Raw genomic sequence first — 13731 nt, 5'->3', positions numbered from 1 at the left:
GACGGTACGCTTCCGCCCGTTCCGGTAGCCGTGGCGGGCCGGTCGAAAGACCGGGCACGACGGCGGCGCGCGTGAAGGAGGCGACGGCGTGGCTTATGTGCAGGATCGAATCGGCTACCCCCGCGGCTGGCTGAGCGAGTCCAGCTACACCCTGCGCGTCGAGCTGGAACGTACCGACCCGTCCGCGCCCTGGCAGCTGGACGACTGGGCCGCCGACTCCTGGGACCTCGCCGACACCGCGCTACCCGAGTAGCCCGCTGGTCGAGAATGCCATAGTCGCTATCTGGCGACGGGCCCGAGGACCTGGTCGAGATAGTCGTTGGTGAAGACTCCGGCTGGGTCGCTCTGGGCACGGACGGCTCGGAAGTCGTCGAACTTCGGGTAACGCGGCCGGAGGGTCTCCGCGGTCTGGGTGTGCAGCTTTCCCCAGTGTGGCCGACCGCCGGCCGCGGTCATGATGGCCTCGACCATCCCGAAGTACTCCTCGTGCGGGGTGCCGTGGTCGACGTGCACCGCGACGTAGCCGGTCTCCCGGCCGTGCGCCGTCGACAGCCAGATCTCGTCGGGCGCCGAGACCCGGACCTCGACCGGGAAGGAGATCCGCAGGTCGGAGCGTTCCACCGCGGCCGTCAGCTCGCGGATCGCGCCGACCAGCTCGGCCCTCGGGAGCGCGTACTCCATCTCCTTGAAACGCACCCGGCGCTCCGAGGTGAACACCTTGTAGGAAAGGTCGGTGAAGGTGCGGGCGCCGAGTGCCCGGGAGCTGACCCTGGCCGCCGGCGAAATGGTGCGCGGAGCGTGCCGGCCGGTGGCGACGACCAGGCCGAAGACCCGGTTCGACAGGAATTCGTCGGAGAACCATCCCCGCAGCCGGCCCAGCGGGTCGAGCTCGCTCTGCCCGGCGGACAGGGAAATCCGGGTGTTGCGCTTCGTCAGTGTGCGGTCGGTGTGTGGGAACCAGTAGAACTCGGCGTGGTCGACACCGTCGGCGAACTCGTCGAAACCGTCCAGCAGCTCCGGCAGCCGGGCCGAGCCCTCCTCGGCCCGCAGCGCGAACAGCGGGACCGCCTGAAGCGTCACCGACGTGACGACCCCGACGGCGCCCAGCCCCACCCGGGCGGCGGCGAACAGGTCGGCGTGGTCGTGCGCGGAGCACAGCACGATCTCCCCGTCGCCCCGGACGAGCTCGAAGGCCCGTACCTGGGTCGCGAGCCCGCCGAACCGGGCGCCGGTGCCGTGGGTGCCGGTCGCCAACGCCCCGGCGATCGTCTGTCGCTCGATGTCGCCGAGGTTGGTCAACGCCAGCCCCGCCTCGGCGAGGAGCCGGTTGAGCCGGCTCAGCGTCATCCCGGCGCCCACGGTCACCAGCCCGCTGGCGGCGTCCAACGCGAGCAGGTCGGCGCATCGGTCCAGCACCAGCTGGGTCGTGTCCGGGCCGTCGGGCCGCCCGATCGCGGTGAACGAGTGGCCGGTCCCGATCGGGCGCAGCCGCGAACCGCCGTCGACGGCCTTGCGCACCAGGGTCGCGACCTCGTCGGGGCCGGCCGGGTGCGCGACCTCGGCCGGCGTCGCCGTCTGGTTGCCCGCCCAGTTCGTCCACGCCGTCGGGGTCTCCGACCGCCTTTGCCGCCAGCCGGCGGAAGAGCCCACTGATTACCTCCGAGCGTCCGCGCCCAGCGTCCCCGCGCAGCCCAGGTCCGGGGCACCGGTGAGGTGACTGGCGTTCGCCGTCTCATCTTGCCCTACGCGGGCCGGACCCGGCTGTGATCTTGCGGCGGTCTCGCGGGAACGATCGGGGCGGACCGGAGCCGGTGGTCGAGCCTGGAATCGATCAAAGAACGCTGGCCAGGCGTGACCGCAACCGACACGATGGGCGGGTGGTGGCCAAGATGCGCGCGGAGATGCCAACGGGGCCGACGGCCTCCAGCTCGACGGCCCCCGGCGGGTCCGCGGGGTCTGGCGGGGCGCCGGTCGCGCCCGAGCCGGACTGGGACCGCCTGGAGGCCGCCACCTCGGCGCTGAGCTCGCCGTTCGCGGTGGTCGACCTGCCGGCGTTCTGGGCCAACGCCGCCGACCTGGTCCGCCGGGCGGCCGGGAAGCCGATCCGGGTGGCGAGCAAGTCGGTGCGCTGCCGGGCCTTGCTGCGGGAGGTGCTCGCGACCGACGGGTTCGCCGGGATCCTCGCCTACACCCTCGCCGAGGCGGTCTGGCTCGCCGAGGAGTTCCCGGACGTCGTCGTCGGCTACCCCACGACGGACCAGGCGGCGCTGCGTGCCCTGGCCGGCAGCCCGGTGGCCGCGGCCCGGGTGACGCTCATGGTGGACTCGGTCGGCCACCTCGACCTGATCGACGAGGTCGTCGGCCCGGACCGCCCGGCGCTGCGGGTCTGTCTCGACCTGGACGCCTCCCTGCGGCTGGCCGGGGGCCGGGTACACGTCGGCGTGCGGCGCTCGCCGGTGCACTCGGTCACCCAGGCCGGCGAGCTCGCCAGGGCGGTCGTCGAGCGGCCGGGGTTCACGCTCGTCGGTGTGATGGCGTACGAGGCCCAGGTCGCCGGCCTCGGTGACGTCCCCGCGGACCTGGGCGACGGCGCCAGCCCGCTCGGCAGGACCGCGCGGGCCGGCGCCCGGGCGCGGGCCGAGGTCGTGCGCCGGATGCAGGCCCGTTCGATGGCAGAGCTCGCCGAGCGGCGGGCCGCCGTGGTGGCCGCCGTGGGCGAGGTCGCCGCCGCGGCGGGAGGCGGGCTGGAGTTCGTCAACGGCGGCGGCACCGGCAGCGTGCACTGGACCACGGTGGAGCCGGCCGTCACCGAGATCGCCGCCGGCTCCGGGCTCTACGCCCCGACGCTGTTCGACCGGTACCAGGCCTTCACGCCCGCGCCGGCCGCGCTGTTCGCGCTGTCGGTCGTGCGCCGCCCGGCGCCCGGGATCGTGACGGTGGCCGGTGGCGGCTGGATCGCCTCCGGGCCGCCCGGCCCGGACCGGGTGCCCCGGCCCGTGCACCCCGCCGGCCTCCGGTTCGTCGGCACCGAGGGGGCCGGTGAGGTGCAGACCCCGCTGCGGGGCCCGGCGGCGGACCGGCTGCGGATCGGCGACCGGGTCTGGTTCCGGCACGCCAAGGCGGGGGAGCTGTGCGAGCACGTCAACCTGCTGCACCTCGTCGACGCCGACGGCTCGGTCCGCCCGGTCCCGACCTACCGAGGCGAGGGCCAGGCCTTCTGACCAGCCGGTCCGGCGCGCCGGAATGGATCTCTGGTGTCGACGCCGCGATGGGTGCAGCATGCCAATCGCGGACGTGTGTCGTACCTCACGAGTATCCGACCTGGCCCGCCGGACCGACTGCTGGCCGTCCGGGCGCGAAGGGAACGTGACGCGATGACGGTGACCGGGACGATGGCAACCGGCAGCAGCCTCGGCCTGCTGGCCGAGCTGGCGAAGGAACGGGTGGGCGACGAGACGCTGCTCTACTTCGAGGACCAGCGTTGGACCGGCACCCAGCTGATCGAACGAGGCGCCCGGCTGTCCGGCGGGCTGCGGGCCGCCGGGCTGCTGCCGGGTGACCGGGTCGTCGTCTGCATGGCCAACTGCCCCGAGGTCGGGATCACCTACACGGCGGTCTGGCGAGCCGGCGCGGTCGTCACACCGGTGCTGTTCCTGCTCAGCGAGCCGGAGCTGCGGCACGTGCTCACCGACAGCGGCGCCCGGTTCGTCGTCACCACGCCGGACTTCCTGCCCAAGGTGCTGGGCGCCGCGATCGGCGTGCCGACGGTGGCCGCCGTCGTGGTCGCCGGCGATGCCCCCGGCGTTTCCGGCGGTACCGACCTCGCGGGCGCCGGGCGCGGCGCGGTCCCACCGGTGGTCGACTTCGCCGAGCTGGAGGCCGTCGAGGCGGCCGGGCTGGTCGACACCTCGTCCACCGAGATGGCCGCGCTGCTCTACACCGGCGGCACGACCGGCCGCTCCAAGGGCGTCGTGCTCACCCATGACGCGCTGTCGTCCGCCGCGTGGGCGGCCAACGTCTCGCACGAGGAGGAGACGCCCGAGGACGGCAGCCGGCTGGCCGGCCTGTCCCCGCTGCCGCTGTCCCACGTCTACGGGCTCGCCATCAACGTGATGGGCCTGCACTCGACGCGTCCCGGCACCTCCGTGCTGATGCGCTGGTTCGACCCGGGCGAGTTCCTGACGCTGGTCGCCCGCCACCGGGTGCGGATCAGCGCCCTCGTCCCGATGATGATCCGGATGCTGCTGGACACGCCGGTCGAGAGTCACGACACGTCCAGCCTGCGCAGGGTGGTCAGCGGCAGCGCCGCGCTGCCGCGGGAGACCGCACTGGAATGGCAGCGCCGGCTGCCGCACATCGCCCTGGCGGAGGGCTACGGCTGCACGGAGGCGGCCGCGATCGTCTCGTCCGCGCCGCGCCGCGCCATCCGCATCGGCAGCGTCGGGAAGCCCGTCGGGGGCGTGGAGGTGCGGATCGAGCGGCGCGACGGTACCGAGGCGGTCGTCGGCGAGGACGGCGAGATCTGCCTGCGCGGGCCGTCCCTGATGAGCGGCTACTGGAACGCGCCCGAGGAGACCGCCAAGGTGCTGCGCGGCGGCTGGCTGCACACCGGCGACGTCGGGAAGTGCGACGAGGACGGCTACCTCTACGTCGTCGACCGGATCAAGGACGTCATCATCCGCAACGGCTTCAACGTCTACCCGCGCGATGTCGAGGACGTGCTGCTCACGCACCCCGACGTGGTCGCCTGCGGGGTGGTCGGCCGGCCGGACGCGACGCGCGGCGAGGAGATCGTCGCCTTCGTCCAGCTCGCGCCGGGGGCGACGGTGACGCCGGCGGAGCTCATCGCCTTCTCCCGGGAGCGGATCTCGGCGGTGAAGTACCCGCGCGAGGTACTGGTCGTCGACACGATCCCGATCACCAGTGTGCTGAAGACCGACCGCAAGGCGCTGCGCGCGATGCTGGACCGCTGACGTCGCGAGTCATGTCGCCTTTCTGACTTCCTGGCTCCGGTCCGTCGTCAATCTAAAACGTTCGGTTATTTGTCGTTTCGTCGGGTGCGGCGGGCGGTCACTGTCGACGACTAGTAGCGCCCCAAACGTGTTCAGACGGGTACTCGACACTCCCGTAAGGGTACGGATGTAACCACCACGTGAAGATCTACCCCTGCGCATGGCCGAAGATGGCTCTGGCCGCTTCGCCACAATCCGGAAGATGTACCGGGTTGCCGGCGAGCGGCGGCATGTGTCCGCGGCGGGGAGAGCGTGATCAAGGTGAGCGACTACAGCGGGCAGACCGCCCTGGTCACAGGCGCCTCGTCAGGCATCGGTCTGGCTCTGGCGGACGGGTTCGCGAGCCGCGGCGCGGACGTGGTGATCGCCGCGCTGCCGAACGAGAAGCTCCCGGCGGCGGCGGCCTGGCTGCGCCGGCGCCATCCCGTGACGGTGCACGAGATCGGCGTCGACCTCGCCCTCGAGGACGGCCCGGACCGGCTCGCCGCGCGGGTGGCCGAGCTGGGGCTCACGATCGACATCCTGGTCAACAACGCCGGTTTCGGCCAGCACGGCTATTACCACGATCTCGACCAGGACCTGCACCACCGCGAGGTGATGCTGCTGTGCGCCGCCGTCGAGCGGATGACCCGGTTGTTCCTGCCCGGCATGCTTGAACGCGACCAGGGCACGCTGATCAACCTCAGCTCGGTGCAGGCGTTCCAGGCCGTGCCGCACATGGCCGTCTACGGCGCGGCGAAGGCGTTCGTCCTGTCGTTCACCACCGCGCTGTGGGCCGAGTACCGCGGCCGCGGTGTGCAGATCATGGCGCTCTGTCCGGCCCAGACCGACACCGACTTCTTCGAGGGCCTCGGCTATGAGGTCGCGACCGGAGGCCGGCTGCGGACCCCGGACGAGGTCGTCGCCACCGCCTTCCGCGGCCTCAGGCGCGGCGCGCCGTACGCCATCGACGGCTGGCAGTACCGCCTGACGGCGAACGCGCCGCGCTTCCTGCCCCGGGGCCTGGTCGCCCGCATCACCGAGAAGGTGCTGCACCCGTCGAAGATGACGCGGCCCGCGAAGCCCGCCCGCGACCTCGCCACCGCGGCCGACGCCGCCCGCCCGGCCGCCTGACAGCGCCGCCCGCCCGGCTGCGCTGGCTGTCCGACGCCCGAGGCCGGGCCCGGCTGGCGCCTGACGGACCGTGGCCGCCGACGTCCGCGCTGGCGGTCAGCTGGTCGGGCGCGCGGCTTCGCTGACGGCGCCGGCCGGCGTCCGGGTCGACCCGAGGTCCTTGCCGAGATCGGCCAGCAGTTCGTAGGAGTGGACGCGGTCGGCGTGGCCGTGAACGTTCGTGGTGACCATCAGCTCGTCGGCGCCGGTCGCGTCGAGCAGGTCGCGCAGCCCGCGGCGGACCGTCTCCGGTGAGCCGACGACGTGCGAGGCGGTCGCCTGGCGCGCGACCTCGCGTTCCTGGTCGGTCCAGGGGTAGGCCTCGGCTTCCTCCGGCGTCGGGTACGTTCCCGGCCGGCCGGTGCGCAGGCGCATCATGGTCAGCCGGATCGGGCCGGCGAGCCACTGCGCGTGCTCGTCGGTGTCGGCCACCAGCACGGCGGCGGCGACCATCGCGTACGGCCGCTCGCGGCCGGCCGACGGCCGGAACGAGGAGCGGTACAGCTCCAGGGCGGGCAGCGTGTTCTGCGCGCTGAAGTGGTGGGCGAACGCGAACGGCAGCGACAGGATGCCGGCGACCTGGGCGCTGTAGCCGCTGGACCCGAGCAGCCAGATCGGCGGCATCTCGGCCCGCGGGAAGGCCGTCACGCCGTGCAGCCGGTGGCCCCGGGGGAACTCGGCGCCGGCCAGGAAGGTCGTCAGCTCGGCGAGCTGGTCGGGGAACTCGTCCTCGGTGAGCACTCGGCCCGTGATGCGGCGCAGCGCCCGGGCCGTCGCCTGGTCGGTGCCGGGCGCGCGGCCGAGGCCGAGGTCGATCCGGCCGGGGAACATCGCGCCGAGCGTGCCGAACTGCTCGGCCACCACCAGCGGCGCGTGGTTGGGCAGCATGACGCCGCCGGAACCGACGCGGATCGTCTCGGTCGCCGCCGCGACCTGGCCGATCAGCAGGGCCGTCGCCGCGCTCGCGATGCCCGGCATGCCGTGGTGCTCGGCCAGCCAGTAGCGGGTGAAGCCGAGCTGTTCGGTCCGTCGAGCCAGGTCGAGCGAGTTGCGGATGGCGTCCCCCGGCGTCACCCCCGTCCCGACCGGCACGAGGTCGAGCACCGACAACGGCAAGGGAAACGGCACGGGCGCGAGCCCGCCAGGCTGCGACGTCACGTCCTGGCACAACTCCGGACCGCCCCCGCCGTCTTCCCGGCCCGGGTCCTTGTCTCGCCATCAGCCGGCCAGCTCGCCGTCAGCCGGAGAGGGCACCGCCGAGGAAGGCCAGCTGGGCGGGAAGCTGACGGCGCCAGAAGCCGAAGTCGTGGCAGCCCACCGTGAACCCGCGCTCGGCCGCGCCCAGCTCGGTGGCGAGCCTGTGGGCCTGCCGGCTGAACGGATCCGCGTTGCCGCAGTCGATCCGATAGCTGACCTCACCGGCGGGGCCGGCGCCGAGGACCCGGTTGGCCGCGAAGTCGGCGGCCGAGTCGAACGCGCCGGGCGCCGCGTCCGGATAGCTGCCCCAGACCGCTGGGCTGCTCGCGGCGACGGCGACAACCCGGGCCGGCTGACGCCGGGCCAGCAGCAGCCCGCCGTAGCCGCCCATCGACCAGCCGAGCACCCCGAACCGGTCGACCCCGATCCCCTGCGCGGCGAGCCGGGGCAGGACCTCGTCGAGCAGCATCTTCTCGGGGTCGTCGCCGTTCGCCCGCCGATGCCAGTACGTCTCGCCGCCGTCGACCGCGGCCAGCGCGAACGGTGCCACTCCGGAGGCCGTCGCCGCTGCCAGGTAGGAAGGCCCCGCCAGCCCGGAGACGAGCGAGCGGGCGTCGTCGCCCCGGCCGTGCAGCACCAGGCACAGCGGCAGCGCGGGCAGCTGCCCGGTGCCGGTCGTGGTGCGGCTGGTGGAGGACCCGCTGGTGCCGCCGCCGGAGGCCGGCCGCGGGGCGTAGCCCGGTGGGTAGGCGACGACCAGGCTCACGTCGCGGCGGCGGGCGGCGCTGCGGAAGGTCGTGGTGGTGACCGGGCCGGCGATGACGCCGGCCGGCGGAGTGCCGGGGGTTCCGCAGCCCTCGACCGCCCTGATCAGCCGGGGCCGGCCCGGGAGCCAGCCCTCGTACACCGCGCCTCCGGCGGCCGCCACGAGGCCTGCGCCGACCACCACCCCGGCGCCGGCGACGAGCACCCGCCGCCTGCTTGGCCCGCCACCCGCCGCGCGCCGCCGCTCCTCCAGGCTCGGCAGCCGCTCGGGAAACGGGGCCCTGACGCGGGCGCCGCCCTCGCGGTCACTGATCTCGTCGTACCTGCCCCCATCGTCGCCGGCCGCGTTGTTCCGCGCCGCGCCGCCTCGGGCCGCGTCAGCTCTGGCCGCGTCGCCGTCGGCGGCGCGCGGCGCGGCCCCCCGCTCCGGCGCTTCCCCCGACCTCATGCCCGCATGCTCCCATTCCGGCCAGGCCGCAAACGTGGCTTCTCGGCGAGTCCGCGAGGTCACAGCGGTCTATCGAGGCTGGGAACGCGTAAATCGGCACAGATGCCGCATCTGAGAAGGCTGGCCTCGTCTCGAGACCGGCAAGATCACTGTTTGGGCCCTCGCGTGGTTGTAACTGCGACGGTTTTGCGACCATTCGAGGGCTGAAACGGCAATCTTGCCGGCGGGCCTGTCGGCGGGCGGGACGCGCCGGCCCCGCACTGGCGCGGCGCTAGTCGCCGGCGGCGGCCAGGTAGTCCTCGGCGAGCTCGTCGAGGTCGTCGACGGGGTAGCCGAGGCTGGCGCGGACCCGGCGACGGCCGACCAGCAGCAGGTCCAGCAGGAACTCCGGCACGTCCGCGTTCTCGCAGCGGTGGTAGCCCATGGTGAACCAGGTGTGCGCGTCGGCCAGCAGGCCCTGCGCCTCCAGCGACTCGGCGACCGCGGCGTAGAAGTCCGGGTCCTGGCTGCGGGCGGCCCTCAGCTCCTTGAGCAGGGCCGCCGCCTCCTCCAACTGGCCACGGCGCAGCAGCGCGTCGTGCAGCCAGACCCGGGGGTCGATCGTCTGGGCTCCGCCGTCGGCGACGGCCTCCCGGTAGCAGCGGATCGCCGCGTCCCAGTCGCCGGCGAGGCCATGCTGCCCACCCGCGTCGACCAGCAGCGACGCCCGGTTGATCTCCTGGCCGTGCAGCTCCGGCTGTCCGGCAAGCGCTTCGAACCGGGCCGCCGCGGCATCGTGCCGCCCGTCCCCGGCCGCCCTGATCACGATGTCGTCCACGTCGTCCTCGGTGAGCATGCCCCATTCTTGCGACCGCTTCGGTGCCCGCCGTAACCGGCTCCCCACGGGCGGCTGACCAACGGGTGGCCAGCCGCGGCGGGCACCGTCTTCACGCGGCGTGGCTGGTAGCCGGCTCGCGGTGGAGGCTGGCGGTCGTCAGCAGGGCGCAGGCGACGAGGAGCCAGGCGACGGCGTTGCCGAGCGCGCCGCTGTAGCTGCCGACGTCGGTCAGCGGTGAGATCGGCCGCAGCACGCCGGCGAGGCCCACCGTCGCCGGCTCGGCCAGCGCGATGGCGACGCCGGCCCAGGCGGGGACGACGCCGGCCCGCCAGGTGCCGACGCCCAGGACCACCATGCCGAGGACCCAGGCACCCATGGCCGGCCCGAGCAATGCCGTCCAGGGCTCGTCGCCGCCGGCCATCCGGGGCGCCATGCCGAGCACCGAGAGCGCCATGCCGCCGAAGGTCAGCCAGGCACCGACGCGCTCGGCGCGCCGGCCGGGCCCGCGCTGGACCAGGTGCACGGCCACCAGCGCCGCCGCCCCGGACAACCAGGGCCACAGGAACACGACGTCGCGGTAGTACCTCGCTCCGGGATGCAGGAGCGAGTCGATCGAGAGGTAGCCGAAGCCGACCGCGCACACGAACCCGGCCGCCGCGCCGAGCAGGGCGGTGCGCCGGACGGTGGCCTCGGCCGGGAGCGCGGCCCGCCGTGGCTCCCGGAGGCCCGCCGGGCTCGCGGTCAAACCGCGGGGGTGGGCGTGGGCGGTCTCGGTGGCCGGACCGGTGAGGGTGGACATGACGCCTCCTGAGGATCGGGTGTTGGCGTCGACGGTGCGCCGGTACCCGTCCCGGGCGCCCGGTCCCGCCGTCACGACACGGCTCGGGACCTGAGGTCCCGGGCGCCGGGGCCTACGGTCCGCCATCGGCCGCGGACCGGTGACCCGTGCCGGCAGGACGCCGCCGGCCGCACCCTTCGGCCCATCACGCAGTGGGAGAGCATCCCCCGCAACCCTGGAGTCCTCGATGACCATCACCATCGACGCCGGCGCGCCGGCCGCGATCGTCCGCCCGCCCGTCCCGCGCACGGTCCGCGCCGCGCAGGGGCTGCTGCTGGTCCCGCTCGGCGCGTTCCAGCTTGTCGCGTCGATCACCTTCTCGATCAGCCTCGGCCTGCATGGCGTCGGGGAGTACGCCGTCGCCGGCTGGGTCTACGCGATGTCGTCCGCCTGCTTCGCGGCCGGGCTGCGGCTGGGCCGCGGTGGGCGTCGGAGGCTGCGCGCCGTGCTCGGGCTGCTCGTCGCCGAGGTCGGCTTCAGTGCGGTGAAGCTGGCCGTCTTCCACGAGTCGGCCTCGTTCGTCTTCTTCGCGTTCACCGCCGCCTGCGCCGCGCTGCTCGCGTCGCCGGCCAGCCGCCGCCACTTCGACCGGTAGGCCCGAACGCGACCGGCCCTAGAGCGGGCCGGTGCCGAGGCCGGCGTCGCGGGCGCGGGCGACGGCCTCGGCCCGGTCGGCCACCTGGAGCTTGGCGAACACGTTCGACACGTGGTTGCGCACCGTCTTGTCGGACAGGAACAGCCGGCGGGCGATCGCCGGGTTCGTCAGGCCGCGGGCCACCAGGTCGAGGATCTCGCGCTCCCGGTCGGTCAGCTCCGGGAACGGCGCCAGCGCGGACCGGCCGCCGGTGGCGAACCAGGCCAGCACCCGGCTGGCGATCGCCGCGCTGAAGACCACCTCGCCGGCGGCGACGGCCCGCAGGGAACGGGCGATCTCCTGGCGCTCGGCGCCCTTGAGGAGGTAGCCACGCGCTCCGGCGCGCATCGCGGCGAACACCGAGTCGTCGCCGTCCAGCATGGTCAGGACGAGCACGGCGATGCCGGGATGCTCGGCCACGATCCGTCTGGTCGCGTCGATGCCATTGGTGCCGGGCATGTGCAGATCCATCACGACGATGTCCGGCGCGAGGCGGCCGGCCGCCTCGACGGCCGCTTCGCCGTCGCCGGCCTCCCCGACCACCTCGACGTCCGGCATCGTCTCGATCGCGATGGTCAGCCCTTCCCGGAACAGCGGATGGTCGTCGACCACGAGCACGCGCACGTAGCTCACCCCTCGGCCGGTGTCGGAAGCAGGGCGCTGACCCGGGTACCGCGGCCGTCGCGGCCAGGGCCGATCGTGAACGTCCCGCGCAGCTCGTCGACCCGCTCCCGCATGGACGCCAGTCCGAGCCCGGCCCTGGGGGCCGAGCCGTCGGGCCGCGCGGCGGCCGGCAGGCCTCGACCGTCGTCGTCGATCTCGACGGCCAGGCCGGCCGCCGAGCGGGCGAGGGTGACGGTGATCTCGGCGGCGGCGGCGTGTTTGGCCGCGTTGGTCAGCGCCTCCGCGACGATGCGGTAGACGGCCACCTCCGCCGCGGCGGGCAGCGCGCCCAGGTCGTCGGCCGTGGCCACCCGGACCCGCAGGCCAGGCGCGGCGAAACGGCTGGCGAGCTCGCGCACGGCCGGGCCCAGGCCCAGATCGTCGAGCGCGGGCGGGCGCAGCCCGTGGACGAGCGCCCGCACGTCGTCGACGGTCCCGCGCAGCCTGGGGACGACCCGGTCGAGGATCTTGCCCGCCGCCGCCGGGTCGCCGGGAAGCAGGTCCCGCGCGGTCTCGGCCTGCAGCGCGGCGGCGGCGAGCACCGGGCCGAACCCGTCGTGCAGCTCGCGATGGAGCCGGCGGCGCTCCTCCTCCCGGGCGTTGACGAGCTGCTCGCGGGAGCGGCGCACGTCGCGGGCGAGGATGACGGTGTGCAGCGCGACGCCGGCGTTGCGCGCGACGTCGCCGAGCAGCCGGCGCTCGGTCCGGCGCAGCCCGCCCGGCCGTGGCGCGAGCAGCAGTGTGCCGACCGGCAGGCCGGCGTACTCCAGGGGAATCCGTTCGAGCTCCGGTCGTGGGGCCGGGCCGGCCGGCGTCGAGCGACCCGGCGCGGCGGCCGAGGGCGGGCCGTACTCGATGGTCTCGCCGCCGGCGACCTCGATCGCCGTGTACCGCAGCCGCAGCGCCCCGGCGACGGCGGCAGCCAGCTCGGGCAGCACGCGGTGGCTGACGGTGTGGGCGTCCTCGGTGGCCCGCAGCCGGGCGCCGACCAGGCTCAACACGGTGTGCGGGTCCTGCGCGGCGCCGAACACCAGCCGGTTCGCCTGGGCCCGCAGCCGCCTGGCCAGCGGTTCGACGAACACGGCGACCAGCGCGGTGGCCAACAGCGGTGCTCCGGTGGTCCGGCCCAGTAGGCCGCCGACGAGCCCGACGCAGGCGGCGTAGCAGACACCGATGACGACGGTGAGTGCGCCGTAGGCGAGGGCGCGGCTCACCACCAGGTCGACGTCCCACAGCTGGTAGCGATGCGCCGCCACGACGCAGGCGGCCGGCAGGGGCAGCATCGCGAGCGCGGTGAGGACCGGCCCGAGCCAGAACCCGGCCGCGAAGAGGACCACGGACACCCCGAGCCCCAGCAGAATCCACCGCACCTGCCGGCGCTCCCGCTCGTCGGCCGCCGGGCGGGCGCGGGCCCGGCGCCACAGCGACCACAGCGCGACCAGCGCGGTCACGGCGGTGAGCAGCGCCAGTGGCGCGGTCACCGCGGCCGACGACGCCCAGCTGACGCCGGCCGGATTGTGGATCCCGCGTCGCTCCAGCGCCGGGGCGAACGAGCCGTAGGGGACGGTGGCGGCCTGCGCGGTCGAGCAGACGACCACCGCGACGGCCACCAGGAGCACCGGGCGCCAGCGCCGGGACGCCGGACGGCCGTCCGGCAGCAGCAGCGGCAGAACCGTGGCAGTCCCGGTCACGGCGGCCATCCAGGTGGCGTTGCCGACCCACATCGCGGCCGTGGCGAGCGGGCGGGGCCGGGCGGGCGATGCCGCGAGCTCGTGGACCAGCCAGCCGGGCCCGGCGAGGGCGAGCCCGTGGCCCAGCCCGATCGCCAGCAGCAGCCAGCCGATGGACAGCCTCGGCCGCCGCGCCGCCAGCCAGCCACCGAGCAGGCCGTAGCCCAGCGCGGCGACCGCGCTGGACAGCCACCAGGCCATGACCTCGTCCGCCGCCGTGGTTCGGCCCGTGGTGAGGGTCAGCGCCACACCGGCCCCGACGAGCGCCACGGTCAGTCCGGTGCCGGCCAGGGCACATGCGAGGGCCGCCCGCCGGCCGACCGCCAAACCGCTCGTCACGCGACGATCGTGGCCGAGCCGCCCGCGCCTTGTCACGGGACGACATGTCCCGATCCTCCGCCGGGGCGGAAACGACGAGGGCCGGGGCGGCGAGCCCGGGAACCGGGCCTGCCACCCCAGCCCTCGCTGGGATCCG

Annotated in this window: 12 protein-coding genes; 5 read left to right on the top strand and 7 right to left on the bottom strand. The window is 74.5% G+C overall.

Features of this window, described 5'->3' with window-relative positions; translation table 11 throughout:
- The first annotated feature begins 88 nt into the window (after nt 1–88).
- Nucleotides 89–253: a hypothetical protein gene (locus FRAEUI1C_RS39955; protein WP_013427844.1), complete on the top strand. Its 165-nt coding sequence runs from the start codon at nt 89–91 to the stop codon at nt 251–253.
- A 26-nt stretch (nt 254–279) separates the two neighbouring features.
- Here FRAEUI1C_RS39955 and FRAEUI1C_RS33585 read toward each other — a convergent pair whose 3' ends face one another.
- Nucleotides 280–1650 (bottom strand): D-arabinono-1,4-lactone oxidase, encoded by a 1371-nt coding sequence (locus tag FRAEUI1C_RS33585; RefSeq protein ID WP_013427843.1) that lies wholly within the window; start codon nt 1648–1650, stop codon nt 280–282.
- 227 nt (nt 1651–1877) lie between these two features.
- Between FRAEUI1C_RS33585 and FRAEUI1C_RS33580 the strand changes: the two genes are divergently transcribed.
- From FRAEUI1C_RS33580 to FRAEUI1C_RS33570, 3 genes are all read left to right on the top strand, one after another.
- Nucleotides 1878–3221 (top strand): amino acid deaminase/aldolase, encoded by a 1344-nt coding sequence (locus FRAEUI1C_RS33580; RefSeq protein ID WP_232425217.1) that lies wholly within the window; start codon nt 1878–1880, stop codon nt 3219–3221.
- A gap of 153 nt (nt 3222–3374) precedes the next feature.
- Nucleotides 3375–4973 carry a class I adenylate-forming enzyme family protein gene (locus tag FRAEUI1C_RS33575; RefSeq protein ID WP_013427841.1) on the top strand — a complete coding sequence of 533 codons (1599 nt, stop codon included), beginning with the start codon at nt 3375–3377 and terminating at the stop codon, nt 4971–4973.
- Between the two features lie 300 nt (nt 4974–5273).
- Complete coding sequence (locus tag FRAEUI1C_RS33570) at nt 5274–6125, top strand: SDR family NAD(P)-dependent oxidoreductase (protein ID WP_157735148.1); 852 nt, start codon at nt 5274–5276, stop codon at nt 6123–6125.
- 96 nt (nt 6126–6221) lie between these two features.
- On the opposite strand, the gene FRAEUI1C_RS33565 is transcribed toward FRAEUI1C_RS33570, so the two are convergent.
- The 4 genes from FRAEUI1C_RS33565 to FRAEUI1C_RS33550 all read right to left on the bottom strand — a co-directional run bounded on the left by FRAEUI1C_RS33565 (nt 6222) and on the right by FRAEUI1C_RS33550 (nt 10190).
- Nucleotides 6222–7322, bottom strand: a complete 1101-nt coding sequence (locus tag FRAEUI1C_RS33565; protein ID WP_232425216.1) for an LLM class flavin-dependent oxidoreductase — start codon at nt 7320–7322, stop codon at nt 6222–6224.
- A gap of 79 nt (nt 7323–7401) precedes the next feature.
- Complete coding sequence (locus tag FRAEUI1C_RS33560) at nt 7402–8574, bottom strand: alpha/beta hydrolase (RefSeq protein WP_013427838.1); 1173 nt, start codon at nt 8572–8574, stop codon at nt 7402–7404.
- Nucleotides 8575–8845: 271 nt separating this feature from the next.
- A complete protein-coding gene (locus tag FRAEUI1C_RS33555; RefSeq protein ID WP_013427837.1) occupies nt 8846–9409 on the bottom strand; it encodes a tetratricopeptide repeat protein in 564 nt (187 codons plus the stop codon).
- A 91-nt stretch (nt 9410–9500) separates the two neighbouring features.
- Complete coding sequence (locus FRAEUI1C_RS33550) at nt 9501–10190, bottom strand: hypothetical protein (RefSeq protein ID WP_013427836.1); 690 nt, start codon at nt 10188–10190, stop codon at nt 9501–9503.
- Between the two features lie 226 nt (nt 10191–10416).
- On the opposite strand from FRAEUI1C_RS33550, the gene FRAEUI1C_RS33545 reads away from it, so the two are divergent.
- Entirely contained in the window at nt 10417–10824 is a 408-nt protein-coding gene (locus tag FRAEUI1C_RS33545; RefSeq protein ID WP_013427835.1) for a hypothetical protein, read from the top strand.
- Between the two features lie 18 nt (nt 10825–10842).
- On the opposite strand, the gene FRAEUI1C_RS33540 is transcribed toward FRAEUI1C_RS33545, so the two are convergent.
- Together FRAEUI1C_RS33540 and FRAEUI1C_RS33535 are read right to left on the bottom strand one after the other, a co-directional pair.
- The gene (locus FRAEUI1C_RS33540) at nt 10843–11487 is read right to left on the bottom strand and encodes a response regulator (RefSeq protein WP_013427834.1); all 645 of its coding nucleotides are present in this window, start codon (nt 11485–11487) and stop codon (nt 10843–10845) included.
- 5 nt (nt 11488–11492) lie between these two features.
- Nucleotides 11493–13595 carry a sensor histidine kinase gene (locus tag FRAEUI1C_RS33535; RefSeq protein ID WP_013427833.1) on the bottom strand — a complete coding sequence of 701 codons (2103 nt, stop codon included), beginning with the start codon at nt 13593–13595 and terminating at the stop codon, nt 11493–11495.
- Nucleotides 13596–13731: the final 136 nt, after the last annotated feature.

The organism is Pseudofrankia inefficax, assembly GCF_000166135.1.
GTDB classification, from domain to species: domain Bacteria; phylum Actinomycetota; class Actinomycetes; order Frankiales; family Frankiaceae; genus Pseudofrankia; species Pseudofrankia inefficax.
The sequence above is the reverse complement of the archived record's forward strand: the minus strand, read 5'-3'. Positions and strand labels throughout refer to the sequence as shown.

Bases quoted from the DNA above. Each gene is read 5' to 3' on its own strand.
- FRAEUI1C_RS33575 (WP_013427841.1), top strand. From the start codon at position 3,375: ATGACGGTGACCGGGACGATGGCAACCGGCAGCAGCCTCGGCCTGCTG.
- FRAEUI1C_RS33560 (WP_013427838.1), bottom strand. From the start codon at position 8,574: ATGAGGTCGGGGGAAGCGCCGGAGCGGGGGGCCGCGCCGCGCGCCGCC.
- FRAEUI1C_RS33555 (WP_013427837.1), bottom strand. From the start codon at position 9,409: ATGCTCACCGAGGACGACGTGGACGACATCGTGATCAGGGCGGCCGGG.
- FRAEUI1C_RS33550 (WP_013427836.1), bottom strand. From the start codon at position 10,190: ATGTCCACCCTCACCGGTCCGGCCACCGAGACCGCCCACGCCCACCCC.
- FRAEUI1C_RS33545 (WP_013427835.1), top strand. From the start codon at position 10,417: ATGACCATCACCATCGACGCCGGCGCGCCGGCCGCGATCGTCCGCCCG.